General features: G+C 71.8%; 28 protein-coding genes. 20 read left to right on the top strand and 8 right to left on the bottom strand.

All coding sequences use genetic code 11. The features are described 5' to 3' along the window. Window positions 1-93 precede the first annotated feature (93 nt). Entirely contained in the window at window positions 94-1,287 is a 1,194-nt protein-coding gene (locus BM028_RS09365) for an alpha-hydroxy acid oxidase (RefSeq protein ID WP_092386615.1), read from the top strand. 152 nt (window positions 1,288-1,439) lie between these two features. On the opposite strand, the gene BM028_RS09360 is transcribed toward BM028_RS09365, so the two are convergent. Next, window positions 1,440-1,973: a hypothetical protein gene (locus tag BM028_RS09360; protein ID WP_092386161.1), complete on the bottom strand. Its 534-nt coding sequence runs from the start codon at window positions 1,971-1,973 to the stop codon at window positions 1,440-1,442. 51 nt (window positions 1,974-2,024) lie between these two features. Between BM028_RS09360 and BM028_RS09355 the strand changes: the two genes are divergently transcribed. Further along, window positions 2,025-2,228: a hypothetical protein gene (locus tag BM028_RS09355; RefSeq protein WP_092386159.1), complete on the top strand. Its 204-nt coding sequence runs from the start codon at window positions 2,025-2,027 to the stop codon at window positions 2,226-2,228. 56 nt (window positions 2,229-2,284) lie between these two features. Here BM028_RS09355 and BM028_RS09350 read toward each other — a convergent pair whose 3' ends face one another. From BM028_RS09350 to BM028_RS09340, 3 genes are read right to left on the bottom strand one after another with little or no spacing between them, the layout of a single operon-like run. Beyond that, window positions 2,285-3,073, bottom strand: a complete 789-nt coding sequence (locus tag BM028_RS09350; protein ID WP_139219794.1) for a hypothetical protein — start codon at window positions 3,071-3,073, stop codon at window positions 2,285-2,287. Continuing rightward, window positions 3,063-3,602 carry an RNA polymerase sigma factor gene (locus tag BM028_RS09345; protein WP_092386613.1) on the bottom strand — a complete coding sequence of 180 codons (540 nt, stop codon included), beginning with the start codon at window positions 3,600-3,602 and terminating at the stop codon, window positions 3,063-3,065. Before BM028_RS09345 ends, BM028_RS09350 begins: the two co-directional genes overlap by 11 nt. Window positions 3,603-3,645: 43 nt before the next feature. After that, window positions 3,646-4,821: an ROK family protein gene (locus tag BM028_RS09340; RefSeq protein ID WP_070418230.1), complete on the bottom strand. Its 1,176-nt coding sequence runs from the start codon at window positions 4,819-4,821 to the stop codon at window positions 3,646-3,648. Between the two features lie 133 nt (window positions 4,822-4,954). Between BM028_RS09340 and BM028_RS09335 the strand changes: the two genes are divergently transcribed. The 6 genes from BM028_RS09335 (at window position 4,955) to BM028_RS09310 (ending at window position 12,135) form a co-directional block, all read left to right on the top strand. Continuing rightward, entirely contained in the window at window positions 4,955-6,253 is a 1,299-nt protein-coding gene (locus tag BM028_RS09335; RefSeq protein WP_092386611.1) for an ABC transporter substrate-binding protein, read from the top strand. Between the two features lie 10 nt (window positions 6,254-6,263). Next, entirely contained in the window at window positions 6,264-7,232 is a 969-nt protein-coding gene (locus tag BM028_RS09330; RefSeq protein ID WP_071295602.1) for a carbohydrate ABC transporter permease, read from the top strand. Then, window positions 7,232-8,137: a carbohydrate ABC transporter permease gene (locus BM028_RS09325; protein ID WP_070418228.1), complete on the top strand. Its 906-nt coding sequence runs from the start codon at window positions 7,232-7,234 to the stop codon at window positions 8,135-8,137. Before BM028_RS09330 ends, BM028_RS09325 begins: the two co-directional genes overlap by 1 nt. Before the next feature lie 35 nt (window positions 8,138-8,172). Next, complete coding sequence (locus BM028_RS09320) at window positions 8,173-9,843, top strand: glycoside hydrolase family 13 protein (protein WP_092386155.1); 1,671 nt, start codon at window positions 8,173-8,175, stop codon at window positions 9,841-9,843. A gap of 127 nt (window positions 9,844-9,970) precedes the next feature. Next, the gene (locus BM028_RS09315; RefSeq protein ID WP_070418226.1) at window positions 9,971-10,918 is read left to right on the top strand and encodes an ABC transporter ATP-binding protein; all 948 of its coding nucleotides are present in this window, start codon (window positions 9,971-9,973) and stop codon (window positions 10,916-10,918) included. After that, entirely contained in the window at window positions 10,915-12,135 is a 1,221-nt protein-coding gene (locus BM028_RS09310) for an ABC transporter permease (RefSeq protein ID WP_070418225.1), read from the top strand. The genes BM028_RS09315 and BM028_RS09310 overlap by 4 nt, the downstream gene beginning before the upstream one ends. Before the next feature lie 13 nt (window positions 12,136-12,148). On the opposite strand, the gene BM028_RS09305 is transcribed toward BM028_RS09310, so the two are convergent. Then, window positions 12,149-12,781 (bottom strand): TetR/AcrR family transcriptional regulator, encoded by a 633-nt coding sequence (locus BM028_RS09305; RefSeq protein ID WP_092386153.1) that lies wholly within the window; start codon window positions 12,779-12,781, stop codon window positions 12,149-12,151. Window positions 12,782-12,837: 56 nt separating this feature from the next. After that, window positions 12,838-13,503, bottom strand: a complete 666-nt coding sequence (pnuC, locus tag BM028_RS09300; RefSeq protein WP_070418223.1) for a nicotinamide riboside transporter PnuC — start codon at window positions 13,501-13,503, stop codon at window positions 12,838-12,840. A gap of 345 nt (window positions 13,504-13,848) precedes the next feature. Between pnuC and BM028_RS09295 the strand changes: the two genes are divergently transcribed. From BM028_RS09295 to BM028_RS09275, 5 genes are all read left to right on the top strand, one after another. After that, window positions 13,849-14,403 carry an alternate-type signal peptide domain-containing protein gene (locus BM028_RS09295; RefSeq protein ID WP_070419449.1) on the top strand — a complete coding sequence of 185 codons (555 nt, stop codon included), beginning with the start codon at window positions 13,849-13,851 and terminating at the stop codon, window positions 14,401-14,403. 135 nt (window positions 14,404-14,538) lie between these two features. Continuing rightward, window positions 14,539-15,135 (top strand): TasA family protein, encoded by a 597-nt coding sequence (locus BM028_RS09290; RefSeq protein ID WP_092386151.1) that lies wholly within the window; start codon window positions 14,539-14,541, stop codon window positions 15,133-15,135. Continuing rightward, the gene (locus BM028_RS09285; protein ID WP_092386149.1) at window positions 15,132-16,025 is read left to right on the top strand and encodes a hypothetical protein; all 894 of its coding nucleotides are present in this window, start codon (window positions 15,132-15,134) and stop codon (window positions 16,023-16,025) included. Before BM028_RS09290 ends, BM028_RS09285 begins: the two co-directional genes overlap by 4 nt. Beyond that, entirely contained in the window at window positions 16,022-16,666 is a 645-nt protein-coding gene (locus tag BM028_RS09280; protein ID WP_092386607.1) for a signal peptidase I, read from the top strand. The genes BM028_RS09285 and BM028_RS09280 overlap by 4 nt, the downstream gene beginning before the upstream one ends. A gap of 1 nt (window position 16,667) precedes the next feature. Continuing rightward, window positions 16,668-17,195, top strand: coding sequence for a hypothetical protein (locus BM028_RS09275; protein ID WP_092386147.1), 528 nt, complete (start codon window positions 16,668-16,670; stop codon window positions 17,193-17,195). A 159-nt stretch (window positions 17,196-17,354) separates the two neighbouring features. Here the strand turns inward: BM028_RS09275 and BM028_RS09270 are convergent, their stop codons facing one another. Then, window positions 17,355-18,224 carry an SDR family oxidoreductase gene (locus BM028_RS09270; RefSeq protein WP_092386145.1) on the bottom strand — a complete coding sequence of 290 codons (870 nt, stop codon included), beginning with the start codon at window positions 18,222-18,224 and terminating at the stop codon, window positions 17,355-17,357. A gap of 164 nt (window positions 18,225-18,388) precedes the next feature. Between BM028_RS09270 and BM028_RS09265 the strand changes: the two genes are divergently transcribed. After that, a complete protein-coding gene (locus BM028_RS09265) occupies window positions 18,389-19,912 on the top strand; it encodes a cryptochrome/photolyase family protein (protein ID WP_092386143.1) in 1,524 nt (507 codons plus the stop codon). A gap of 51 nt (window positions 19,913-19,963) precedes the next feature. On the opposite strand, the gene BM028_RS09260 is transcribed toward BM028_RS09265, so the two are convergent. Next, window positions 19,964-20,893, bottom strand: a complete 930-nt coding sequence (locus BM028_RS09260; protein WP_092386141.1) for an NADP-dependent oxidoreductase — start codon at window positions 20,891-20,893, stop codon at window positions 19,964-19,966. Between the two features lie 90 nt (window positions 20,894-20,983). Here BM028_RS09260 and BM028_RS09255 point away from each other — a divergent pair, with 90 nt between their 5' ends. The 6 genes from BM028_RS09255 to BM028_RS09230 all read left to right on the top strand — a co-directional run bounded on the left by BM028_RS09255 (window position 20,984) and on the right by BM028_RS09230 (window position 25,390). After that, window positions 20,984-21,478, top strand: coding sequence for a MarR family winged helix-turn-helix transcriptional regulator (locus BM028_RS09255; protein WP_092386139.1), 495 nt, complete (start codon window positions 20,984-20,986; stop codon window positions 21,476-21,478). 119 nt (window positions 21,479-21,597) lie between these two features. After that, window positions 21,598-22,917 carry a GNAT family N-acetyltransferase gene (locus BM028_RS09250; protein ID WP_071302740.1) on the top strand — a complete coding sequence of 440 codons (1,320 nt, stop codon included), beginning with the start codon at window positions 21,598-21,600 and terminating at the stop codon, window positions 22,915-22,917. Then, window positions 22,917-23,372: a DUF2087 domain-containing protein gene (locus BM028_RS09245; RefSeq protein WP_092386137.1), complete on the top strand. Its 456-nt coding sequence runs from the start codon at window positions 22,917-22,919 to the stop codon at window positions 23,370-23,372. The genes BM028_RS09250 and BM028_RS09245 overlap by 1 nt, the downstream gene beginning before the upstream one ends. Before the next feature lie 171 nt (window positions 23,373-23,543). Next, the gene (locus BM028_RS09240) at window positions 23,544-24,503 is read left to right on the top strand and encodes a prenyltransferase/squalene oxidase repeat-containing protein (RefSeq protein WP_092386135.1); all 960 of its coding nucleotides are present in this window, start codon (window positions 23,544-23,546) and stop codon (window positions 24,501-24,503) included. Between the two features lie 59 nt (window positions 24,504-24,562). After that, the gene (locus BM028_RS09235; protein WP_092386133.1) at window positions 24,563-25,042 is read left to right on the top strand and encodes a hypothetical protein; all 480 of its coding nucleotides are present in this window, start codon (window positions 24,563-24,565) and stop codon (window positions 25,040-25,042) included. A gap of 99 nt (window positions 25,043-25,141) precedes the next feature. Next, the gene (locus tag BM028_RS09230) at window positions 25,142-25,390 is read left to right on the top strand and encodes a hypothetical protein (protein ID WP_139219793.1); all 249 of its coding nucleotides are present in this window, start codon (window positions 25,142-25,144) and stop codon (window positions 25,388-25,390) included. Window positions 25,391-25,440: the final 50 nt, after the last annotated feature.

The raw sequence follows: 25,440 nt of genomic DNA, 5'->3' as shown, positions 1-25,440 counted from the left end.
ACGGGCGCTCCGGCAGCGACCCCCGGGGCGCCGTCGGCCCGGCGGACACCGATCAAGCGGCAGCTGCCGACCGTGCGCGACCTCGCGCCGCTCATGCAGTTCAAGAAGCCGTCGCTGCCGGGTCGGCGACAGCGCCTCGAGTCGGCGCTGACGATCTGGGACCTGCGCGACATCGCCGCCCGTCGCACGCCGAAGGCCGCGTTCGACTACACCGAGGGCGCCGCCGAGGCCGAGATCTCCCTCGCCCGTGCCCGCCAGGCGTTCGAGGACATCGAGTTCACGCCCGCGATCCTGCGCGACGTCTCGAAGGTCGACACGTCGCGCGACGTGCTCGGTGCGCCCGTCGCCCGCCCGTTCGGCATCGCCCCGACCGGTTTCACGCGCATGATGCAGACCGAGGGCGAGCGCGCCGGAGCCCGGGCCGCGGGCCGCGCCGGCATCCCGTTCTCGCTCTCCACGATGGGGACCACCGCGATCGAGGACGTCCGCGACGCCAACCCGTCGGGCCGCAACTGGTTCCAGCTCTACATGTGGAAGGACCGCGAGAAGTCGATGGCGCTCGTCTCCCGCGCCGAGAAGGCCGGGTTCGACACGCTGCTCGTCACCGTGGACGTGCCCGTCGCCGGTGCCCGGCTGCGGGACAAGCGCAACGGGTTCTCCATCCCGCCGCAGCTGAGCGCCCGCACCGTGCTGAACGCGATCCCGCGGCCCTGGTGGTGGTTCGACTTCCTCACCACCGAGCCGTTGGCGTTCGCGTCGCTCGACCGCTGGTCCGGCACCGTCGGCGAGCTCCTCGACCACATGTTCGACCCGACCGTCACCTACGAGGACCTCGAGTGGATCCGGTCGCAGTGGAAGGGCAAGGTCGTCGTCAAGGGCGTGCAGTCACTGGCGGACGCGAAGCGTCTGGCGGACATGGGCGTCGACGGGATCACGCTGTCGAACCACGGCGGCCGGCAGCTCGACCGCGCCCCCGTCCCGTTCCACCTGCTCCCCTCCGTCGTCCGCGAGGTCGGCAAGGACACCGAGGTGCACCTCGACACGGGGATCATGTCCGGCGCCGACATCGTCGCCGCGGTGGCCCTCGGTGCGAAGTTCACGATGGTCGGTCGGGCGTACCTGTACGGCCTGATGGCGGGTGGCGAGGCCGGGGTCGACCGGATGATCCAGATCCTGTCCGAGCAGATCGAGCGGACGATGCGGCTGCTCGGGGTGGCCTCGCTCGACGAGCTCGAGCCGGGGCACGTGACGCAGTTGCAGCGGTTGACGCCGGTCCCGCGGGGCTGACCGGCGCGGCGGTCACGCCGGCGGTCCGACGTGGCCGACGTGGCCGACCTGGCCGACGCGGGTGTTGAACCACGAATCCGACGTCGAACCAGGCAGCGCCGCTGGTTCGACGTCGGATTCCTGGTTCGGCGCGGACGAGGCGGCGGCGGGGGTCAGCGGGGGTCGGGCGGGCGGCGGCGCACGACGAGGGTCCCGATGCCTTGGACGACGAAGTACGCGCCACCGCCGACCAGGACGATCGTCCGGATCACGGTGAGGACCGACATGCTCCCGAGCCCGAGCGTGCCGACGGCGAGCGCGATGAAGATCCCGCCCATCACGATCAGGATGACCGGGTTCGGGGCGACGAAGAAGCGTCGGCCGCCGTTCGCGTCGGCGATGGCACGGTCGCGGGCACGGGCGACCGCGCCGGGCGCGCGGCCTTCACTTCGGTCGCGGCGACGTTGTCGAGCGCGCAGCAGCAGCCACGTCGTCACACCGACGGCGATGGCCCCCGCCCACACGACCCATTCGGGCGCTTGGAAGAAGCCGAGCACCCAGGACGTGACGAGGCCGACACCCGCGCCGACCGCCGCCGCAGTCGTGACCCGGTCGGTCCGGCCGTCGATGGCGGTGACGTAGCCCGGGCGCCGGGCGTACGGGTCGTGCTCCGGCTCGGTCTGGTCAGCTGATCGTTCGTTCCCCACGCTCCGACCGTACCGAGATCGTGACCCGATGGACCGCTCGGAGGTGGGGCGGTGACCATCACGCCCGCGTCGACCGGCGACCCGGTGCTGCTCGGGCGGCCGACCCCGCAGGGCGAGCAGTTCACGGTCGCCGGGCGCTTCGACCTGCCCGACGACCTGCCGGTGGGCGACGCCGTCCTCGACGTGAGCAGCCACGACGGCGACGGGTCCGGCGCGAGCCTGCCGGTGACGATCAGCGCGGACGGCGCCAGGTGACCGAGGAGCGCCGGTGGACGTGCGTGTCGTGGTTCCAGTGCCCGGTCACCTCCGTCTCACCGCCACGTCTGCCGGACCAGCACCTCGAGCAGCCCGTCCGTGGGCGTGTTGGTCTGCGTGACCGAGATCCACGTGTCCCCCCGGACGAAGAACGTGTGGGTGGTCTCCAACGGGTCGCCGTAGTAGTCCGACGATTCGCTGTGCTGACAGGCCCGCCCACCGAGCCGATCGGTGCACGACCAACCCGCCTGCTCGTGTGCGCTGAGTCGCTCGTCGAGGGTCCCTTCCGCGGTCGACCCCATCGCGAGGAAGAGGTTGTCCGATTCTTCCGGGCTCCCGGTCTGGGACCACCGGCAGACGAGGGCCGCGTCGGCGACGAACGGCTCGTCCGGATCGACCCAGTAGTCCGATCCGACTCCGCCGGGTGCGACGGGTCGGATCTGCTCGACCTTCCGCTCGCCGAACAGCCGCGCGGAATCGGCTGACGGCACTGCCGCGGCGCACGAGTCCGGGATCGATGCCGCGACACCACCGGACGTCGGCGAGGACGGCCGGGTGGTCGGGCGGATGGGAGCCGACGAGGCCGTCCGGTCCGGCCGGGGCACGGCCGCGGGACTCGAGGCGCTCGGAGCCGGCGGCGCGGCGATCGGACTCGGGATCATCCCGAGCGCGACCGCTCCACTCGCGGTGCCGACACCGAGCAGCGCCACGATCGCGACGGCGATCCCGACACGCTTGCGGACGGAGACCCGACGGGGTTCGGCGTCGAGGTGTGCGACGAAGCGCTGGCGCATGCCGACGATCATCTGCTGCAGGTCGTCTCCGACGGGAGGTTCAGAGCTCATCGTGCGTCACCGCCTTCTTGATCCGGGCCCGCGATCGCGCGACCCGCTGTCTGACCGCTCCGACGCTCAACCCGAGCGCGGTCGCGGCTTCGGCGTACGAACGGCCGTCGATGAGGCACAGCTCGCACACCTGCCGGTCGATCGGCGAGAGCGCGTCGATCTCGGCTCTGACCCAGCGCAGCCGGTCGCGGGCGTCGTCGTCCTCGACCGGTGCCGGCAGGTCGTCCGGAAGTTCGTCGCCCCGGTGCCGCTGGTGCGTGCGCCGGAGGTTGGCCGCGTGGTTGCGGCTGACCACCAGCAGCCACGGCAGGATCGACTCGTCGGGGAGCTCGATGGAAGCCGCCCGTCGCCAGAGCGTCACGAACGTGTCCTGGACGACCTCCTCGACGTCCTGGCGCGACGGGACGAGCGCCCAGGCGTACCGGGTCACCGTCGCCACGTAGCGGTCGAAGAGCGCGACGCCCGCTGCCCGGTCGCCGTTCCCCGCCGCCCGGACCAGTGCTGTGTCCGGTTCTCGTGATCGATCCATGACCACCCCCTTCACCCCAGCAGTGTCCGGACCGGTCCGATCGTCACAGCGCGGGGACAGCCGGGCGTGTCGTGAGGGCGAAGGACAACGGCGCCGCCCGGACCGCGTCGACCGCGTGCGCGACCGCACCGAGCACCACGACGTCGGCACCCAGCGTCGACGCGACGATCTCGGGGACCGGGTCGAACCCCGCGCCGTCGAGCCAGGCCCGCGCCCGGTCGATCACGGCACCGGCGGGCTCGGCGATGGCCCCCGCGACGACCACGCGGTCGATGTCGAGCAGGCTGACGAGGAGGACGCAGACGCGGGCCAACCGGTCCCCCAGGCGGTCGACGATACCGAGGGCGACCGGGTCCCCGTCGTGCGCCGCGCGGAACAGGACGGAGGCGTCGGCGTCCGCGGCGAGGGGGCTGTCCGGCGGGACGTCGCCCGCGGCGAGCGCTTCGGCGACGAGCCGGCGGGCGGTGGCACCGATGCCGTCGGACGACCCGACGCCCTCGACGAGGTCGAGCACGCGCATCTCCCCCGCGCCGCCGTGGGCACCCCGGAGCAGGACCCCGTCGACGACGAGTCCGCTGCCGAACCGCTCGCCGGAGAGCAGTGCTGCGAACGAGGCGTCGCCCGAGGACGGCCGTTCGGCGAGCGCGGCGAGGTTGGCGTCGTTCTCGACCACGACCCGGTGCCCCGGGACGGCATCGGCGAAGCCCGGGTTCATCCGGTCCCAGAACCCGCCGTCGCCGGGTGACGCGCCGCCGGCGTCCACGGGGGCGGGGATGCCGACGACGGACACGAGCACCCGCAGCGGGTCGACCCCGGCGTCCAGCAGTGCGGCGGCGACGGTCTCGCCGACGACCCCGAGCCGGACCGGGACGTCGAGACCGGAGTCGCCGAGGGCCCCTTCGGCGCGGCCGAGCACGGTGCCGCGCAGATCGGCGACGAGCACGGTCACCCGGTGCTGCCCGGCGTCGATGCCGACGACCACGCCGCCGGCGGTGTCGAGCTCGTACCGGCGCGCCGGTCGGCCGATGCGGTACTCCCCCGCGGCCCGGGCGTCGTCGAGTTCGCGGACCCAACCGAGGCGGACGAGCTCCTCGCACGCGGCGAGGACGGTCGAACGGGTCAGGCCGGTCGTGTCGATCGCCTCGGTCGCGGTGAACGCGCGCACGGAGAAGGCGTACGCGAGCAGCGTCTCTGCGCTCGTTCCACGGGGCGGCGGCATGCCCGCACACTACCGCGGAAACAGTTCCTTGCAGAATTAGATTTTGTCGCTAGATTTAGTTCTGCGGGCGGCAGTGGAGCCGGACCGCGAACCGGAACGGCAGGGACGCCGGGTCCGGACGGACGGAGACGACGTGCAGACACACGCCACCACCAGGAACGCCGCCGCGCTCAGCCGCCGCGGGTTCCTGCTCGGGGCGGGCGGCATCGGAGCGGGCCTGGCCCTCGCCGGGTGCGCCCCGCTCGGTTCCTCGAGCAGCCGCCCCGAGACGATCACGTTCTACGTGTCGAAGCCCGAGGTCATCGGCTACTTCGACGAGGTCATCGCGAAGTTCCACGACAGCCAGTCGAGGATCCGCGTCATCCGCGACTCGACGTCCAACATGTCCGCCAACTTCGTCCGGAACCGACCGCCGGACCTCGGCTGCCTGAACTACAACTACGCGATGGTCTCGTTCGTCGAGCACGGCGCCCTCTCCGACCTGTCGGACCTGCCGGAGAGGGACACGATCAACCCCGACCTGTGGCCGCTCATGAAGCAGACCGCGGACTACCCGGGTCGGACGAGCGTGCTGCCGTACTCGGTGACCGCAGCGTCGGTGATCTACAACAAGCAGATCTTCGCCGACCAGGGCATCGACGTGCCGACCACGTGGAGCGAGTTCCGAGACGTCTGCGAACGACTCACCAAGGCCGGCATCACGCCGATGTACGGCACCTACAAGGACAACTGGACGATCGCCCAGGGCATGTTCGACTACTCGGTGGGCGGGATGCTCGACCTGCAGCAGACGTTCGCGGCACTCGACCGTGAGGGCACGAAGGTGGGCACGAGCTCGAGCGTCTCGTTCGAGAAGGACTTCGCCGCCCCCGTCGACCGCATGGTGGACCTCCTGCAGTGGCACCAGAAGGGCGCGGCGAGCCGCGGGTACGGCGACGGCAACCTCGCGTTCGCGCAGGGGAAGGCCGCGATGTACCTGCAGGGGCCGTGGGCGCTCGGTGAGATCGCGAAGTCGAACAAGGACATCGACCTCGGCACGTTCCCGTTCCCGGCGACCGACGACGCCGCCGACAACAAGGTGCGCGTGAACGTCGACCTCGGCCTCTGGATCCCGGAGGCGTCCCGCAAGAAGGAGGCGGCGCGCGAATTCCTGTCGTTCCTGATGAGCCCCGCCGTGAACGACAAGTACAACGCCGACAACAACGGTTTCGGCGTCCGGAAGGACTCGCCACCCGCATCGAACCCCGCGCTCCGCGGCATGCAGGACTCCTACGACCAGGCGAACTTCTTCCTGGGCGCCTCGCAGCTCATCCCCGCCGAGATCCCGGTGGCGAACTACCTGCAGTCCATCGCCTTCGGCGGTGCCCCCGCTCCCCAACTCCGCACCCTCGACGGCGACTGGGCGCGTCTCGCGCTCCGTACGGCCGCGTAAGGAGACGACCTTGGCCACCACGACCACAGAATCCGTCACGACGGCGGGCAGCCGCCGACGGGGCGGAGCCGCACCGCGCCTCCAGTCCGGACGACGGGGCGGAGCCGGACTGCGCACGAAGCGCAGCCGGACCGACCCGCTCTTCCTGGTCTTCCTGATCCCCACCCTCCTGCTCTTCACCCTGGCGATCACGCTCCCCGCCGTGATGGGCATCGTGCTGAGCTTCACCGACTCCGTCGGCTTCGGTGACTTCCGGTTCATCGGCCTGACGAACTACGTCGCCGTGTTCAGCGACCCGGCGATCCTGCAGGCGTACCTGTTCACGATCGGGTTCTCGCTCGTCACGGTCCTCGTCGTGAACGCGGTCGCGTTCCTGCTCGCCATCGCCCTGACCTCGAAGGTCCGCGGCAAGATCACCCTCCGCGCCGTGTTCGTGCTGCCCATGGTGATCTCGGGCATCGTCATCGCCTACGTGTTCTCGTTCCTGTTCGCGAACAGCCTGCCGGCGCTCGCGACCACGCTCGGCTTCGCGCCGCTCGAGCAGAGCATCCTCGCGAACCCGGACCTGGCGTGGATCGCGATCGTGGTCGTGACCGCGTGGCAGGCGATCCCGTCGACACTGCTCATCTACATCGCCGGCGTGCTCTCGATCCCGGCCGAGGTGTACGAGGCGTCGGCGCTCGACGGCGCGAGCGCCTGGCGGCAGCTCGTGTCGATCACGGCACCGCTCACGGCGGGCTACATCCTCATCAACCTCGTGATCGGGTTCAAGAACTTCCTGAACTCGTACGACATCATCGTCGGCCTCACCGACGGCGGCCCCGGCACCTCGACCACCAGCGTGGCGATGTCGATCTTCAAGGGCTTCAACGGCGGCGACTACGCCTACCAGATGGCGAACGCCACGATCTTCTTCGTCATCGCGGTCGTCATCGCCGTGATCCAGCTGCGGGCGACCCGCGGGAAGGCAGCGCTCTGATGACCATCCAGGCACCCCTCCAGCCGGGGACCACCGCGACCGGCACCATCCGCTCCGTCGACGCCGATCGGAACGCCGGCCGTCGTGGCGAGCGCTTCAACTGGCCGGTCACGGTCGTCCTCGTCCTCTGCACCCTGTCCGTCCTCGTCCCGCTGTACGTGACGATCACGATGGCGTTCAAGACGACGAGCCAGGCGGTCGACGGCAACGCGTTCTCCCTCCCGGCGCCGTTCAGCGTCGACGGCTTCGTGCAGGCCTGGCAGCTGACGGACTTCCCGCGCGCGTTCGGCGTCTCGGTGCTCGTCGCCGCGATCACCGTCGTCGGCACGATCCTGCTCGCCTCGTTCACGGCGTACGCGATCGCCCGGAACTGGGACCGCAGGCTCTTCCGCTGGTCGTTCTTCTACCTGCTCGCCGCGATGTTCCTGCCGTTCCCGGTGCTCGCCCTGTCGCAGGTGAAGCTCACCGGCCTGGCGCACCTCGACAACCCGTTCGGCGTCGCGATCCTGCACGTCATGTTCCAGCTGTCGTTCAGTGTGCTGCTCTTCACCGCGTTCCTGCGGTCGATCCCGGCCGAACTGGAGGAGAGTGCCCGCATCGACGGTGCGAGCACGGGGCAGGTGTTCTGGCGACTCGTGTTCCCGCTGCTGGCACCGATGAGCGCCACCGTCGGCATCTTCGCGTTCCTCGCGTCCTGGAACGACTTCGTGATGCCTTCGCTGATCACCTCGAACCCGGCGCTGCAGACCCTGCCGGTGCTGCAGCAGATGTTCCAGACGCAGTTCAGCAACAACTACAACGTGTCGTTCGCCTCGTACCTGATGGCGATGGCGCCGGCGATCATCGTCTACCTGTTCACGCAGCGCTGGGTGATGGCCGGGGTCACGCAGGGCGCGATCAAGTGACGACCACCGACTCCGCAACCGAGAGGACCCCCACCATGACCGACGTCGTCGAGACCGCCGCCGCACCCGCGACCGAGGACGGGAGCAGCACCTGGTGGCGCCAGGCCAGCGTCTACCAGATCTACCCGCGGTCCTTCGCCGACGCGAACGGCGACGGCATCGGCGACCTGCCCGGTGTCACCGCGAAGGTGCCGTACCTGGCGTCCCTCGGGATCGAGGCCGTCTGGCTCAGCCCGTTCTACCCGTCCGCCCTCGCCGACGGCGGCTACGACGTGGACGACTACCGGGACGTCGACCCGCGCCTCGGCACGCTCGAGGACTTCGACGAGATGGTCGCGGCGCTGCACGGTGCCGGGATCCGCGTGATCGTCGACGTCGTCCCGAACCACACGAGCGACCGGCACGAGTGGTTCCGCGAGGCGCTCGCAGCGGAGAAGGGCTCCCCCGCCCGCGACCGGTACGTCTTCCGTGACGGGTCCGGTCCCGACGGGGCGGAAGCGCCCGCCGACTGGGTGTCGATCTTCGGCGGCCCGGCCTGGACCGCGGTCGGCGACGGCCAGTGGTACCTACACAACTTCGCCAAGGAACAGCCCGACCTCAACTGGGCGAACCGCGAGGTCCGCGACGACTTCCTGCACACCCTCCGCTTCTGGTCCGACCGCGGTGTGGACGGGTTCCGCATCGACGTCGCGCACGGCCTGGCGAAGGACCTGCCGTCGGGCCCGCTCCCGACGTGGGCCGAGGTCCTCGCGTCGCCGAAGGACGGCTCGCACATCCTCTGGGACCGCGACGACGTCCACGAGATCTACGCCGAGTGGCGGAAGGTCTTCGACGAGTACACACCCGCACGCACGGCCGTCGCCGAGGCGTGGGTCGCCGCCGACCGCCGCGCCCGGTACGCCAGCGCCGAGGGGCTCGGGCAGGCGTTCAACTTCGACCTGCTCGAGGCCGACTTCGACGCCGGGCAGTTCCGGAGCATCATCGAGTTCAACCTCGGGCTCGCCGAGGAGTCCGGCTCGTCGACCACGTGGGTCTTCTCGAACCACGACGTCGTCCGGCACGCCACCCGCTACGCACTGCCGGCACGCAACGGCGCCGAGGAGAAGCAGGGCAGCGCGTGGCTGCTCGCCGGCGGCTCGCAGGACGCGCTCGACCGCTCGCTCGGACTGCGCCGTGCCACCGCGGCCACGCTGCTCGAACTCGCGCTGCCCGGCTCGGCCTACCTCTACCAGGGCGAGGAGCTCGGCCTGCAGGAGGTCGGCGACATCCCCGAAGCCGACCGCCAGGACCCGGCGTTCTTCCGGAACCCGGGCGTCGACGTCGGCCGTGACGGCTGCCGCGTGCCGCTCCCCTGGACCCGGAACGGCAGGAGCTTCGGGTTCGGCGACGGCGGTGCGCACCTGCCGCAGCCGGCGTGGTTCGCCGATGTGTCGGTCGAGGCCGAGGACGCCGACCCCGACTCGACGCTGAACCTGTACCGGAAGGCGCTCGGCCTGCGCGGCCAGCTGCAGTCCGAGGAACACCTCGAGTGGCTCGAGACCGGCCGCGACGACGTGCTCGCGTTCCGTCGGCCGAACGGCTGGACGAGCGTGACGGTGTTCGGCGACGAGCCGTACGACCTCCCTGCGGGCGAGCTGCTGCTCGCCTCCGCGCCGGTGGCAGACGGCGCACTGTCGGGTGTGGGGACGGCCTGGTTGCGTTCCTGACGGAAGGTGCGCGTCGTGGACGCGACCAGGTGACGGACGGGAGGCGCGGTGCGGGCAGGCACCGCGCCTCCCGTCCGTCAGGCGGTCACGCCCGAGCGCCGTCAGGCGCTGCCGGTAGGGTCGCGGCATGAGCGGGGCGACCATCAGCGTGCAGGACTTCGTGATGCGGTTCGGGGACCGGAACGTGGTCGACGGGCTGTCGTTCGACATCGCCCCCGGCGAGACCTTCGGCCTGCTCGGCAGCAACGGCTCGGGCAAGACCACGACCATCCGTGCGCTGCTCGGCATCACCACCCCGACCGCCGGCACCCTCACGATCGACGGGCAGCCCTACCGACCGGCCACCGGCGGGATCGGCTACCTGCCCGAGGAACGCGGCCTGTACCGCAAGGAGTCGGTCATCGACGTGATGACGTACTTCGGGCGGCTCCGCGGCCTGCGCGGGCCCGAGGCGACGGCGTGGAGCATGGACTACCTCGCCCGCGTCGGCCTGGCGGACCGGGCGAAGCTCCGGGTGGACAAGCTCTCCGGCGGGCAGCAGCAGAAGGTCCAGCTCGGCATCACGATCATGGACCGGCCCCGCCTGCTCATCCTCGACGAGCCGACGAAGGGCCTCGACCCGGTCAACCGTCGGTTGCTGCTGGACCTCGTCGACGAGCGGAAGGCCGACGGTGCCACGGTCGTCCTCGTCACTCACCACATGGACGAGGTCGAGCGGCTCTGCGACCGCATCCTGCTCCTGAAGGACGGCACCGCGGCCGCGTACGGCACCATCCCCGACGTGCAGGACGCCTTCGGGGGCGCGGTCGCCCGGGTCGGCCTCGACGGGCCGGTGCCGCCGTCGCCGCTCTACCGCCTCGCCCGGCACGAGGGGCACGTCGCCTACCTCGTGCCGATGCCCGCGGCCGCGGCCGACGGGTCGGACATCCTCGCGTCGCTCGTCTCGGCCGGCGTGCACGTCACCGGGTTCGAGATGCGGCGCATCCCGCTCGACGAGATCTTCGTCCAGGTGTACGGCCACGACGCCGGAGCCGACGCGGCCGCCGACACCGCTCGGGCCGGAGCCGCCGCGTGAGCCGCCTCGGGACCGTCATCCGGTTCGAGTTCGTGCGTGCGGTGAAGAAGCCCGCGTTCTGGATCGGCACGCTGGCGCTGCCGGTCGTCATCGTGGTGGTGTCGCTCCTCGTCGGGGTCGGGCAGTCCGCCGGGACCGACTCGGTGGTGTCCAGCTCGTCCGCGACGAAGACGCCCTTCCGGTACGTGGACGACTCCGGCCTGGTGTCCGAGAGCGTCGCCGCGAAGTGGGGCGGGTCGCCGTCGACCGACCCCGCGGCGGACCGGGCCGCGGTGCGCTCCGGGACCCTCGACGCGTTCATCACCTTCCCCGAGTCGCCGTCGACGTCGCCGATCCGGGTCGAGGCAGCCGACCGCGGGCTCTTCGGAAACGGCGGGTACTCCTCGCTGGCGGAGCGGGTCCTCGAGCAGAGCGTCGCCGCGACCGTCGACGACCCGGAGTCCGTCGAACTCCTCCGGAACCCGCCGGACACCGACCTGACGACCTACGCGGACGGCCGGGTGGCGCCGGGCTGGTTGTCGATCGTGCCGCCGTTCCTCTACGTCGCCGCGTTCTTCGGGCTCGTCATCCTGCTCGCCACCCGCATGGTCACGGTGGTGGTCGAGGAGAAGGAGAACCGCATCTCCGAGATGATCCTCACGACCGTCACGGCCGGCGACCTCATCCGCGGCAAGGTCATCGCGATGCTGCTCGTCGGGTTCGTCCAGGTCGGGGTGTTCGTCGTCCCGGGGCTGATCGGGCTGCTCGCCGCGCTCCCCCTCGTGGCGTCACGACTGGGCGGGCTGACCATCGACCCCTGGCGGATGGTGGTCGGTGCGCTGCTCCTCGTCGGCGGGGTCCTGCTGGCGTCGGCGCTGTTCGTCGCGGTCGGGGCTGCCGTGCCCTCGATCAAGGACGCCTCGGCGCTGCAGTCGGTGGCGATCTTCTCGCTGATCATCCCGCTCTACGCGGCGTTCTTCGTGATGACGACGCCGACCTCGCCGGTGGCGTCGTTCTTCACGTACTTCCCGACGTTCACACCGATCACCGCGATGGTCCGGAACGCGGTCGGGTCGCTCACCGTCACCGAGTCGGTGGTCTGCATCGTCGAGGTGTTCGTGGTCGCGGCCGTGCTGCTGTGGTTCGCCGAGTACCTGTTCCGGCACTCCGTCGCGCAGTACGGCTCGAAGGTGACGCTCCGGCAGATCGTGTCGTGGCGGCGTCGGTCGCGGGCCTGACCGGCCCGACCGGCTAGCTGGTGAGGACGACCTCGTCGAGGTCCCACGCCCGCACCTCGCGCTCGCGCCACCCCTGACGGAGGGTGCGGACCGCACGGTCGAACTCCACGAGGACGTCGATGTGCGGGCGCACGAGCATCTGGATCTGCATTCCCTCGTACACCGCGAGCAGCTGCGTCGCGGCCTGGTACGCGGGGATCGCCAGGCGCTCGGACCCGGACTCGACGTCGCGCTCGAGCCCGGACGAGAGCTGCTCGGCGTACTCCTCGAAGCGCTTGCGGAAGAGTTCGGCGAAGCCGGTGTCGGCCGCCGCGATCGTGATGGCACCGGCGAGCACCCGTACGAGGCCGGGGTCGGCGACGTCCTCGGCGAGGGTCATCCGGACGTGCTCGATCGTGCACGTCGGCGGGTTCCTCCGACGCGTCCCGCGCAGCTGCGTCCACCGGTCGTAGGTCACGAGCAGCAGCGCGTCCCACGTCGGGAAGAGCCGCTCCACCGTGGTCACCTCGATACCGGCGACCTCGGCGACCACCTCGGCGTCGACGCTGTCGAACGGGTGCAGTCGGTAGGCGCGGATCGCGGCGCGGACGATCCGTTCGGCCAGGGACTGTTCGTCCTCGAAGGCCGCGTCGTGGTGGTGTGCCATCCGACCATCACACACTGTTCCCGAGGGTTTGTCTCGTCCCAGAGCGGGGGCCTCGGTCAGCCGACCGTGACCGGGGCCGCCGAGGGCTTCGTCCGCTGGCGCATCCAGACGAAGAACCCGGTCAGGGTGAAGACGCCGTAGAACACGTACATGAGCCCGGAGGCGTAGTACCCGGCCGAGAACAGCAGCGGCACACCGACCAGGTCGACCGCGACCCAGATCAGCCAGAACTCCACCCAGCCCTTGGCCATGCCGTAGGTCGCGAGCAGCGAGCCGACGAAGATCCAGGCGTCGCTCCACACCGGCTCGTACGAGCCGAGGGCGCGGAACACCGGGGTCAGGACGGCGGTGCCGCCCACCATGACGAGGACCATCAGTCCACGAGCCTTCCAGGAGGCCCAGCGCGGCTCGATCACGGTCGTCGCGTCGTCGGGACGGTGCGTCCAGCGGTACCAGCCGTAGACGCTCACGATGATGAACATCACCTGGCGTCCGGCCTGACCGAGCAGGTTCACCGGGTTGGGGGTGTCGAAGAGCGCTCCCATGAAGACCGTGAAGAGCAGGGCGTTGCCGACGATGCCGACCGGCCAGGCCCACACCTTGCGGCGCATCCCACCGAGGGCGCTGAGCAGGCCGAACACGTTGCCGATCACCTCGCGCCAGAGCACGGTCTGGTCGCCGATGACGAGCTGCGCGTCGAACAGCCACCGCACGATGCCCATGGGCCCTCCTCGTTTCCGGACGGTGCAACGGTACGGGGGCGGTCGGCATTCCTTGCACGACCGAGACCGATCGGGGTACAAACCGTGTCGGCACTCTCGGGGACGAAAATGACCCCTGTACTGGGTCCATTCAGACGCATGTTCCCACTTGTCCGCACTTTGGGGGACCGGTAGCGTCGACACCAGAGCGAGTCCAGCCCGCCCGAGACGTGTCACGTCGCGGAGCCCGGCGACAGCTCTCCGGCACAGGTCAGCCGCGACCCGCACGAACCACGGGTCGATGACATCGTCCCGTCGGCACTGCCGATGGTCGCAGCGCGCCCGAACGCGCAGAACGGACCCCTCATGCACAAGATCGTGACCGGTGCCATCGCCGGCGCCGCCGGTGTCGCCCTCCTCCTCGGCGGCGCGGGCACCTTCGCCCTGTGGAACGCCAGCGCCAGCACGGCGGCCTCCTCGGTGAGCTCGGGATCGCTGACCCTCAGCGCGAACAACGACGGCGTCTGGACGGACATCACGAACGGCCGCTCCGCGACGATCAACCCGGCGAGCGCCCTCATGGTGCCGGGCAACTCGTACCAGTTCACGCAGACCCTGACGATCGGTGCGACCGGCCAGGACCTCAAGGCGAACCTCACCTACGCCAGCCAGAGCATCACCGGTGACAGCGCCCTGCTCGCCGCGACGACGAAGACCCTCGCGGTGACCTCGTCGAGCGCCTCGGTCGTGCAGTCGACCGCGAACGCGAACACCTTCGTGGTCTCCCCCTCCGCCGCGACCTCGACCGTCAAGGTCGTCTTCACGATCACCCTGCCGTCGTCGGCCACCACGGGCCAGGGCGGCACGCTCAACGTCGGCGCGCTCGCGTTCACGCTGACCCAGACCGCGATCGGTTCCTGACCCGCGGAAGCAACCCGGGCCGTGGAGTCCGTGGTCTCGATGGGTCCCTGATCCGCCGATCGCGACCACGCGCCTCCTGGCCCACCCGCACCGCCGGACGGCGGTGCACACCACCACGACGACCAGGGGACGGACATGACCAGCACACCGAGGACGAGCGGACGCCACGCGGCGCCGCGTCGTCACCGGTGGATCTGGCCCACTGCCCTCGCCCTGGTCGTCGCGGTCGTGACGGCGCTGCTCGGCACGGGCGGCACCTACGCGCTCTGGAACGGCACCGCCAGCACCTCGGCCTCGACGGTGCGGTCCGCGACCGCCACCATCACCACCGGCCCGCTCTCCGCGATGAACACGTCCGTCCTCGGTCCTGGTGGCGGCGTCACCGGCACGTTCACGGTCCGCAACACCGGCTCGATCCCGCTCACCATGCGGGTCGCCACCACCTCGACGAACGTCGCCTACGCCACGAACGCGACCCCGGCTGCGGTGCTCGGTGAGCTGAGCCTGCGCCTCGCGGTGGTCGGCAGCACCGCCGACTGCCGCACCGGCCTGTCCGGCGCGAGCGGACGGCTCGCCGCCTTCGACACCGGCAGCGGCTCGTTCACCCTCGCGGCCGGCGCGAGCGCCGTCGGGTGCGTCGAGATGGACCTCGACGCCGACGCACCGCAGACCGTCGCCGGGGCCGTCACCGACTTCACCCTGACCGTGACCGGGACGCAGGTCAGCGCATGAGCCGCCGACTCCGCACCGTGCTCGCCGGACTGCTCGCGCTGGCGTTCGTCGTCGGCGGGTCGTCCGCCGCGTGGGCGCTCTGGAGCGCGACCGGCACGACCGCGTCGAGCGTGACCATCGGGAAGACCGGGGCGTCCCTGAACGGCACGAGCGACATGACGACCACGTTCTCCTCGAGCGTGACGAGCACGACGAAGCCGCTCACCCTGACCAACGCGGGGTCGCTCGCCGGCACCGCCACGACCACCGTCTCCGTCGTGTCCGGCAGCTCGACCGCCCTCGCACAGGCCGTGAGCGTCGTCGCCTGGCCCGTGACCGGGACCGCGGCCTGCACGGCGTCGACCTCGGTCGGCACCGGCTCCGTCTCCGGCACCTGGGCGTCGCTGCCGAGCCTCACCACGAAGCTCGCCGCCGGGGCGAGCGCCGTCTGGTGCACGCGGAGCACGCCGTCCTCGTCCGCGCCGGCGTCGAGCACCGCGAACGTGAACGTGAACCTCACGGTGACGGCCGGCACGTGGAGCTCGGGCGTCGTGTCCGGCGGCTTCTACCTCAACACCTCCGCCGCCGCGCCCGCCCTCACGTGCACGGACCACAGCGGCAACTACGTCGAGGTCGCCTGGGCCACCTCGTCCCGGCCGAAGGACACCTGGTACGGCGCCTACGCCGGGCGCGACGCGTCCACGATGGTCGCCCCGAAGCAGCAGGACTACTACGGCCGCTTCACCATCGCGCCGAGCCAGATCCCCGCGAGCGTCGCCACGAGCGGCCCGGTGCTGATCACCGTGAAGATCCTCGACAGTGCGGGCAACCCCACGAGCACCGTGGTCGGGACCGGGCAGATCACCCTCTTCACCCAGAACGACGGGGCAGCCGTCCGGTGCGGCGCATGAGCGCGGCCACCGACGGCGCTGCCCGGCGCGCCCGGCGCCCGCCGCGCACCGGCTGGCGTGCGGTCGTCCACGCCCTCGCGCTCGGACTGAGCACGGGGCTGCTCGTCATCGTCGCCGGGCTCGCCGTCGTGCTCATCGTCGTGCCGAAGGCGACCGGGTCCACGCCACTCACCGTGCTCACGCAGTCGATGGACCCGACGCTGCCGCCCGGCACGCTCCTCGTCGTCCGGCCCACGCCCGTCGAGGACATCCGCATCGGCGACGTCGTGACCTACCAGATCACCTCCGGGCAGCCGGCGGTCATCAGCCACCGGGTGGTCTCGGTCGCGTCGTCGTCGGACGGGTCCCGGACGTTCACGCTCAAGGGCGACAACAACGCGCTCGCCGATCCCGCACCGGTGACGGCTGCCCAGGTGCGCGGCGTCGTCTGGTACAGCCTGCCGGACATCGGCCTGGTGAACCAGCTCGTCAACGGGTCGCGCTCGTGGCTCGTGCCCGCGATCGCCGGGGTCCTGCTGGCGTACGGCGCGGTGATGGTCACGATCGGCACCGTGTCAGCCGTGCGTCGCCGACGCGCCGCGGGCGACGCCGACGGACGGGGGCCACGCGGTCGCGGCGCCCACCGGGCTACGCTCGGGTGACGTGACGGACGGCTTGGAACGGGCGAGGGCGCTGCTCGACGGCGCGGCGCGACGGCTCCGCGACGCCGACGTCCCGGACGAGGCCCTCGGCGAGTACGTCGAGCCGAAGGCCGTGCTCGGCATCCGACGCGAGCCCACCATCCGATCGCTCGGCCGCGTGTGGCGGGTCGGCGCGCTGCTGCTCGGGTCCTCCCCCGAGACCGACGGCCGGGTGTGGGCGACCGGACGGATCACGCGCGTCACCGAACCCGGGCGGTCGCAGTTCGTGTCCGTCTCCGCCGAGGTCCGTCGGGCCTACCGGGCAGCGGCGCAGAAGGGGCACTTCGAGCCCGGGGACACCGTGAACCACGGCGCGACGCCGATCCCGGTCGACGGGTCACTCGTCGGCTCGGACGGCGTGCTCTTCGTCGACGACGGGGGTCCGTTCGTCCGGTGGTCCCCCACCGCGGGCGCCGCCGTCCCGCTCGAGGCGTACCTGGCGGACCGCGTCGGGCTGCTAGTCGATCCCCCACGCGGCGCGACCGACTGACCACGGCGCGACCACGGGGCATCACCACGCGTCCGCCCGCGCCGTCGCGGTGGACGCGACCCGTCGCGGTGGACAGGACCCGCCGTCGGACGGGAGGCGCGGTGCCGGCCCGCACCGCGCCTCCCGTCCGACCGTGGCCGGGTCAGGACCGTGGCCACGTCACAGACTGAAGCCGCCGTCCGACGTGAGGACCTGCCCGACGACCCAACTGCCCGAGGACGTCGCGAGCCACCCGATGAGCTCGGCCGGGTCCTGCGGCGTCCCGACGCGACCGAACGGCGTGCTCGCCAGGTACTCGTCGAGGCCGTCGAGCGACCGGTCCGTGGTCTCCGGGTCCATGTAGCCCGTGTTCACCGGCCCGGGGTTGACGGTGTTCAGCACGATGCCGAGCTCGAGCAACTCCTTGGCGACCGTGGCGGTCACCCCGGCGAGCGCGGCCTTACTCGCGGCGTACGCGACCTCGCCGATCATCGCCCCGTGGATCTGCCCGGAGGTCATCCAGAACACGTGCCCCTGCGCCTCGGCGTACGGGCCGGTGCCCACGATCCGGTCCCCCGGCCGTCGTGGCTCGTCCGTCCGCGGTGCGCGGCGCCGGGCGAACTCGGCGGTCAGCAGCATCGTCGCGCGGGTGTTGACCTCCCAGAAGGCGGTGAGCCGCTCCGGCGTCATGTCGAGGATGCTGCCGTCGTCCCCGCTCTTGGCGTGGTTGCACACGAGGACGTCGAGGCGGCCGGTGAGTGCCGTCGCGGTGTCGATCAGCTCCGGGATCACGGAGGGATCGGACAGGTCGCCGGGGACGTCCGCGAACCGGGCGCCCTCGGTGAGGTGTGCGCGCAGTCCGTCGCGGACGGCGTCGAGGTCGTCCCCGCCCCACGGCAGGTCGAGGTCGTGCGGGCGGTGGTGGTGCACGACGATGCTCGCGCCGAGGTCGGCGAGCTTCGACGCGACGGCGAACCCGATGCCACGGCGTCGTGAGACACCGGTGACGAGGGCGGTCTTGCCGGCGAGGGGCAGGGTGGATGCGGGCATGCTGAACCTTTCGACGGCCCCGACGGGGCACTGGAGGGAGTCGGAAGCGGGTTCAGCGGCACTGCATGTCCGCCACCCTACACAGGAGGGCGCGCCCGCGGAACCGCCGTGGAGTCGGGGGACGTCCCGGGCCCGCACCCGCGTGCTCGCGTACCGTCCGCCGCATGACGGACGCGCGCACCGCCCCGGCCGACCGACGCTTCGAACGGCGCCGGCGTCTCATCCTGCCGGGACAGTACGGCCCGGACTTCGACGACGGCGGCCCGCTCCTCGTGGTCGAGGCCCGCGAGTTCTTCACCGCGCGGCCCGTGCACCGTGCGAAGGCGCACCTGTGGCTGAGTGCGCTCCGGCACCTGGTCCGCGACCTCCGCGACCGGGGCGAGGGCGACCGCGTCGAGCACGTGCAGGTCGACACGCTCCGGCAGGCGCTGGTCGGCCGGGACGACCTCGAGGTCGTCGACCCGCCGTCGCGGACGCTCCGCGCACAGGTGCGGCACTGGGGCAGGGGCACCGAGGTGCTGCCGAGCCGCGGCTTCGTGACCGACGAGGACGAGTTCGCCGAGTGGGCCGCGCAGGGCACCGGTCGCTTCCGGATGGAGACGTTCTACGAGCGGGTCCGCCGTCGCGAGGGCTGGCTGATGCGCTCGGACGCGCCCGTCGGCGGGAAGTTCAGCCTCGACGAGCAGAACCGGGAGTCGCCGCCGAAGGGTGCGACCACGCTCGGACTCCCGGAGCCGTGGTGGCCCGAGGAGGACGAGGTCGACGAGGAGGTCCGACGTGACCTGGACCGCTGGGAGCGGGACGGCATCGCCCGCTTCGTCGGTGCGGACGACCGTCGGCGCTTCGCGGTCACGCCCGACGAGGCCCGTCACGCACTCGACGATTTCGTGCGCACCCGGCTGAACGACTTCGGCCCGTTCGAGGACGCCACGCTCACGAACGACTGGACGATGGCGCACTCGTTGCTCAGCGTCCCGATGAACCTCGGTGTCCTCGACCCGCGCGATGCGATCGAGGCGGCACTCGTGGCCCACCGCGACGACGACGCCCCGCTCGCGAGCGTCGAGGGGTTCGTCCGGCAGATCGCCGGGTGGCGCGACTACGTCTGGCACCTCTACTGGTGGTTCGGCGACGACTACGGCGCGTCGGAGAACGCCCTCGGAGCGCACGAGCGGCTCCCCCGGTGGTGGCGGGAGCTCGACGCGTCCCGGGTCGAGGCCGCCTGCCTCCGCACCGCGATCGAGGGCCTGCACGACCACGGCTGGCTGCACCACATCCAGCGGCTCATGGTGCTGGGCAACTGGGCGCTGCAGCGCGGGTACGACCCCGTGCACCTCACCGAGTGGTTCACGGACGTGTTCGTCGACGGGACCGACTGGGTGATGCCCGCGAACATCATCGGGATGTCCCAGCACGCCGACGGCGGGATGGTCGCGACGAAGCCGTACGCGTCCGGTGGTCGGTACATCGACCGGATGTCGGACCACTGCGGCGGGTGCCGCTACGACCCGACGAAGCGGCTCGGCGAGGACGCCTGCCCCTTCACCGCCGGCTACTGGGCCTTCCTCGCGCGGACGGAGCCCGCCCTGCGGGACAACAACCGGATGGCCCGTCCGCTCCAGCAGATGCGGAAGCTGGCGGACCTCGACGAGGTGGTGGCCCAGGAGGCGCGGCGCGGCTCCCCCTGACGCGCCCGGCCCGGTGGTGGGTCACGATCCCCCCACCGGGTCGCTGGTCGCTCAGACGAGGACGACGACCTTGCCGGCGATCCGTCCGGCGGCGCCCTCGGTGTGCAGCGCCTGCAGCTCGGTCAGCGGGATGCGCCGCGTCACCTCGACCGTGAGCTCCCCGGCGTCGACGAGCCGGACGAGCTCGGCCAGCCGTTCGCGGTTCCGGAGCACGAACACCGTCGCAGCACGGACCCCGCGGGACTCGTCCCCCGGGGTCGCCATGAACGCCGTCGTGCTCACGACCGCGCCCCCGTCGCGGACGGCGGCCACGAACGAGGCGAACTGCTCCGGCTCGATCGGGGCGAGGTTGAGCAGGACGTCGACCTGCCCGTCGACCGCCTGCAGCACGTCGGTCGTGGTGTGGTCGACGACCTGGTCGGCACCGGCGACCCGGACGGCGTCGGCGCTGCGCGGGCTGGCCGTGGCGACGACCTCGACACCGGCGCGCTTCGCGAGCTGGATCGCGTACTTCCCGACCACACCGCCCGCGCCGACGACGAGCACGCGCTGCCCGGCCTCGAGCCGACCGTCGTCGAAGAGCGCCTGCCACGCCGTGAGCGCCACTGACGGCAGCGCAGCCGCGTCCGCCAGCGGGATGCTCGTCGGGGCGGCGACGAGCGCGTCCGCCGGAGCGACGACGTACTCGGCCGCTCCGCCGTCGCGTTCCATCGGCAGGAAGCCGATCACCGCGTCGCCGACCGCCAGGTCCGTGACGTCGTCCCCGAGGGACGCGACCGTTCCGGAGACGTCGTACCCGGGGACGTGGGGCAGGGCGACCGGGATGGGCAGGAAGCCGGCGCGCATGCCGTTGTCCGCCGCGTTGTACGCCGATGCCGCGACCCGGACGAGGACCTCGCCCGGGCCGGGGGTGGGCTGGTCGACGTCGCCGTAGGTGAGGACCTCGGGACCGCCGACCTCGTGGAACTGCACTGCCTTCATGATGACTCCTCCGTCATTTGCTTCGAATTCGAAGCGATTGATGGAACCGTAGCACTGCTTCGAACTCGAAGCAACAGGTAGGATCGGATCATGTCCGAAACCCCCTCGTCCCTGACGCCGACGCAGCTGCGCGCCTACCTGTCGTTCACCGAGGTCAGTGCGCTGCTGCGCCCCTCGGTCGAGCAGCAGCTCAAGGACGTGGGCGGGCTGTCGTACGTGCAGTTCCAGCTGCTGGCACGACTCGGAGACTCCCCCGACGGGCACCTGCGGATGACGGACCTCGCCGACGGGGTGGTCTACAGCCGCAGTGGGCTGACCTACCAGGCGCAGTTGCTCGAGCAGCGCGGACTCGTCACGCGCGGCCCCTCTCCGGACGACGAGCGCAGCACCGTGGTGTCGCTGACCGACGACGGGCGAGCCGTCCTCGCGGCGGTGTTCCCCGGGCACATCGGCACGGTGCACGGGCTGCTGTTCGCACCGATCACGGAGGAGGACGCCGCGGAGCTCGACCGGATCCTCGGCCGGATCAGCGAGCACCTCCGGAAGAACCCGCCCCGATCGGCGTCCCGCCGCGCCGCGAGGTGAGCCGACGCGCGACGGCGTGACCCGAGCCCGCGGGCGGCGCGTGCCGGGGACGACCCGCGCCTCCTGGCCCGCTCGTCGCGCCTGTCGTTCCGTCACCGGACCCCGATAGGGTCGGGAACGTGAGCAACGAGGCATTCGACGACCGCTACGAGCTGCGCGCCTTCGCGCCCGGGACGGACGAGCAGGGGGCACCGAACGCCGAGACCGAGGCCTGGATGCAGGCCGTCGGACTCGGGTTCCACGAACCGCACCCCGGCGACGAGGCGGCCGCGCGCATGGTCGCGCACTTCATCGAGGACGACGAGACCTGGCTCGGCGCGTACGTCCGCCGACCCGCACCGGGCTCCGTCGACGAGACCTGGCCGGCCGGCACCTTCGCCTGGTTCGGCAAGGAGCTGAGCTGGGGCGACGGTTCGTCGATCGACACCCAGGCGATCTCCGCCGTGACCGTCCGACCGACCGAGCGCCGCCGCGGGATCCTCCGCGCGATGATGACGCACGCCCTCGCGCGCGGTGTCGCCGAGGGCTACGCCGTGGCCTCGCTGACCGCGTCCGAGGGCACCATCTACCGCCGCTTCGGCTTCGGCAGCGCGATCCGCGAGCGGGCCGTCCGGGTCCGCCGCGAGCGTGCGCTCCCGCTCCTCGCGCCGACCACCGGTGTCGTCAGCGTCGTCACGCCCGAGTGGCTCGCCGGCGGCCCCGGCCGTGCCGTCTTCGACCGGTTCAACGCGCGGACGCCGGGCTCCATGGTGCGCAACGCCGGCACCTGGCCCGTCGTGTTCGGGCTGCGCAACGGCGACGGTGAGAAGGCGAAGGACGTCCGCGCAGCCGTGCACCGCCCGGACGGCTCCGACGAGCTCGACGGCTACGTGACCTGGCGCGTCAAGGAGAGCCGCGACGGCGACACCACGCTCGAGGTCGTCGACCTGGTCTACGCCACCGACGACGCCTACCTGTCGCTCTGGGAGTTCCTGCTCTCGATCGACCTCAACGACGTCGTCACGTACAACCGGTCGCGGCTCGACGACCCGATCGTCGCCGCGCTGGGCGACAACCGCGCGTACGACGTCGACCACGAGGAGGACCACGTCTGGCTGCGCGTCCTCGACGTCGAGCGGGTGCTCGCGTCGCGTCCGTACGCCGTCGACGGTTCGCTGACGCTCGCCGTGACGGATGCGCTCGGGTTCGCCTCCGGCACGTACCGGCTGGACGTCCAGGAGGCGCGGGGCACCGTGACGAAGACCGCCGACGACGCCGACGCGGCCGGGTCCGACCTCCAGCTCGACGTCGCGGACCTCGGTGCGTTGCTCATCGGGTCGGTGTCGCCGACGACGCTCGCGGCGGCCGGGCTCCTCCGCGCGGCGGACCCGGCGGCGCCAGCACTCCTGCGGGCGATGCTGACCCCGCCGCGGACGCCGCACGGCATCACGTACTTCTGATGCCCCTTCGCGAGTCGGTCGCACGGGCTCGCCAGGCCGTCGCGGTGCTGGCGAGCCCGTCGCTCCGGTCCGCGATCGTCGGCGGCGCAGCGCTCGACGACCGGACGAGTGCTGCCGTCGCGGCCTTCGACTGGGTCGGCGACGACGGACCCGACACGGCGCTCCTCGGGCGGACGGCGCAGGACCTCCAGCGGCTGCAGGGGCCGGCGGCGCTGCTCGAGTTCGACCGGATCGCCCGGATGCCGGTGCCGGACGACCAGCGCCATCCGCTGTCCGTGCGCATCGTCGAGCTCGTGTTCGAGCGGCTCGGCACGGGCAGGCCGGTCACCGAGTCGGTGCTCAACGCCGCGATCGCCATGTTCGCCGAGGACGTCGCGATCGTGCGGCGGGACGCGGTGGACCTCGGCGTGCTCGTGCGGACGGACGACGGGGCGTCGTACCGCTCCGTCGGCTGACGCGGGCGCGGCGGGCCTGGCGCCCGACGCGGCGCTGGCGCGGTTCGGCGCGGTGGCGCACAACCGAAGTGCGCGCGAACCACGGGAACGCACGGCTCCGATCGACTTCCGTTGTGCGGACCCGGCCGCGCGCAGGCGCCCGCGCGCCGTGGCCGGCGTAGTGTCCGCGCCATGAACGACACGGTGGTCGACTGGCTCCTCGACTCGGACCCGGCCCTGCGGTGGCAGGTGGAACGGGACATCGTCGGCGCGCCGGCACCGACCTGGCAGGCAACGCGTGCCCGGGTCGCGACCGAGGGCCTCGGCGCCGCACTCCTCGCTCGCCAGGACCCCGACGGACAGTGGGCAGGCGGCGCGTACTTCCCCGCCGAACCCGAGCCCGAGGGACCCGGGCAGCCGTACACCGCGACGACCTGGTCGCTCAACGCCCTGCGCGAGTGGGGCCTGGACGCCGCGGTCCTCGGTGACACCGCCGCACGACTCGACGCGAACAGCCGATGGGAGTACGACGACCTGCCGTACTGGGGCGGCGAGGTCGACTGCTGCATCAACGCCTTCACCCTCGCGAACGGCGCGTGGCTCGGCGCCGACGTCGACGGCATCGCCGACTGGGTGCTCGAACACCAGCAGCCCGACGGCGGGTGGAACTGCGAGTGGGTCGGGGGCTCGACGGTCTCGTCGTTCCACTCGACCCTCAACGTGCTCGAGGGGCTCCTGCAGCACGAGGTCCTGACCGACGGACGGCATCCCCGCGCGGCCGATCTCCGGGACGCCCGCCACCGAGGCGCCGACTACCTCCTCGACCGACGACTGCTCCACCGGAAGTCCGACGGAGCGCTCGTCGGTCCCTGGGCCACGGAGTTCGCGTACCCGTTCCGCTGGAGGTACAGCGTGCTCCGCGCGACCGACCGCCTCCGGGCCGCGGCGCTCCGGGACGAGGCGGCGCCGGACCCCCGCGCCGCTGAGGCGATCGAGGTGGTCCGCGCTGCCCGTGGTGCTGACGGACGCTGGCGCCAGGGCGTCCGCCCGCCGGGCCGGCAGTGGTTCGAGGTGGACGTGCCGGCCGGCGAGCCGTCCCGCTGGCTCACGCTCGTGGGCACGCGAGTGCTGCGGTGGTGGGACGGCGTCTGAGCCCTCGACCCTGCACAGCGGATCGGACCCGTCCAGCGATGCCCCCTAGGGTTGCGGTCGTGCCGGAGGACCAGACGAGCAGCGAGGACGATGCCACGCGCCGAACGCTCCTGTCCGTCCTGCCGCTGACGACGGCGTGGGCGGGCACCATCGCCGTCGTCGCCGTGCCGGTCGGCTGGACGATCGTGGGCATGATCGTCGAGCAGTCGCTCACCGGGGCGCCCTTCCTCGTCATGATGGTCCCGGTGCTCGTCGTCGGGGTCGCCGTCGCGTTCGTCTTCGGTCTCGCTGCCGGAGCCCTCGCCGGCCTGCCCGACTGGTGCTTGCGGCGTCGACCGCCGAGCGTCCTCGGGGCCGTCGCGGCGGTCGTCGTCCTGACCGCGATCGTCACCGGGGCGTTCGCCGCCGCACCGCTGGTCGGTCCGGTGTTCTCGGCGCTGCTGCCCTTGCCGGGCTGGGCCGGCCTCGCTACCGTCGCCGCGGCGACGGCCACCGGCACGATCGTCGTCGTCTCGAGGCACCGGAGGCGGACCGGCTGACGGCTCGACGGCCGCGTCCTGTTGCACGATCGAGACCGACGGGCCGCCCGGACCGTGCGAGCCTGGTCGTCACTGATGACGTCGGGGACGGAGCGGGTCGTGGAGCGAGTGGTGGGGTGGAGCACGGTCGCCGTCATCGTGGCCGTGACGGTGCTGTGGTTGGTCCTGGTCCAGGTGACCAGCTGCTCCGATGCCGCTCCCGGCCAGGGCACGAGCACCTGCGAGACCGAACCCGTGCTCGGGGTCGCCGGATCGTGGATCGCCGGGGCAGCTGGGGCCGCCTTCGTCGCCCTCGCGGTCTGGCAGGTCGTCCGGGCTGCACGGTCCGCGGAGCCGGTCGACGGCTGAGCCCGCTCGACCCACCGGGCCACCGGTGCTGCGCAGAACCTCGCACGCTG

The organism is Curtobacterium sp. YR515, assembly GCF_900113095.1.
In the GTDB taxonomy this organism is placed as follows: Bacteria; Actinomycetota; Actinomycetes; order Actinomycetales; family Microbacteriaceae; genus Curtobacterium.
This window is presented reverse-complemented; position numbering and strand designations above follow the sequence as displayed.

Coding starts and splice junctions, on each gene's coding strand:
- BM028_RS09245 (WP_092386137.1), top strand. CDS start 22,917: ATGCCCCTTCGCGAGTCGGTCGCACGGGCTCGCCAGGCCGTCGCGGTG.
- BM028_RS09285 (WP_092386149.1), top strand. CDS start 15,132: ATGAGCCGCCGACTCCGCACCGTGCTCGCCGGACTGCTCGCGCTGGCG.
- BM028_RS09340 (WP_070418230.1), bottom strand. CDS start 4,821: ATGCCGCCGCCCCGTGGAACGAGCGCAGAGACGCTGCTCGCGTACGCC.
- BM028_RS09270 (WP_092386145.1), bottom strand. CDS start 18,224: ATGCCCGCATCCACCCTGCCCCTCGCCGGCAAGACCGCCCTCGTCACC.
- BM028_RS09260 (WP_092386141.1), bottom strand. CDS start 20,893: ATGAAGGCAGTGCAGTTCCACGAGGTCGGCGGTCCCGAGGTCCTCACC.
- BM028_RS09305 (WP_092386153.1), bottom strand. CDS start 12,781: ATGGCACACCACCACGACGCGGCCTTCGAGGACGAACAGTCCCTGGCC.
- BM028_RS09320 (WP_092386155.1), top strand. CDS start 8,173: ATGACCGACGTCGTCGAGACCGCCGCCGCACCCGCGACCGAGGACGGG.
- BM028_RS09315 (WP_070418226.1), top strand. CDS start 9,971: ATGAGCGGGGCGACCATCAGCGTGCAGGACTTCGTGATGCGGTTCGGG.
- BM028_RS09280 (WP_092386607.1), top strand. CDS start 16,022: ATGAGCGCGGCCACCGACGGCGCTGCCCGGCGCGCCCGGCGCCCGCCG.
- BM028_RS09345 (WP_092386613.1), bottom strand. CDS start 3,602: ATGGATCGATCACGAGAACCGGACACAGCACTGGTCCGGGCGGCGGGG.
- BM028_RS09265 (WP_092386143.1), top strand. CDS start 18,389: ATGACGGACGCGCGCACCGCCCCGGCCGACCGACGCTTCGAACGGCGC.
- BM028_RS09240 (WP_092386135.1), top strand. CDS start 23,544: ATGAACGACACGGTGGTCGACTGGCTCCTCGACTCGGACCCGGCCCTG.
- BM028_RS09325 (WP_070418228.1), top strand. CDS start 7,232: ATGACCATCCAGGCACCCCTCCAGCCGGGGACCACCGCGACCGGCACC.
- BM028_RS09350 (WP_139219794.1), bottom strand. CDS start 3,073: ATGAGCTCTGAACCTCCCGTCGGAGACGACCTGCAGCAGATGATCGTC.
- BM028_RS09255 (WP_092386139.1), top strand. CDS start 20,984: ATGTCCGAAACCCCCTCGTCCCTGACGCCGACGCAGCTGCGCGCCTAC.
- BM028_RS09365 (WP_092386615.1), top strand. CDS start 94: ATGCAGTTCAAGAAGCCGTCGCTGCCGGGTCGGCGACAGCGCCTCGAG.
- BM028_RS09295 (WP_070419449.1), top strand. CDS start 13,849: ATGCACAAGATCGTGACCGGTGCCATCGCCGGCGCCGCCGGTGTCGCC.
- BM028_RS09290 (WP_092386151.1), top strand. CDS start 14,539: ATGACCAGCACACCGAGGACGAGCGGACGCCACGCGGCGCCGCGTCGT.
- pnuC (WP_070418223.1), bottom strand. CDS start 13,503: ATGGGCATCGTGCGGTGGCTGTTCGACGCGCAGCTCGTCATCGGCGAC.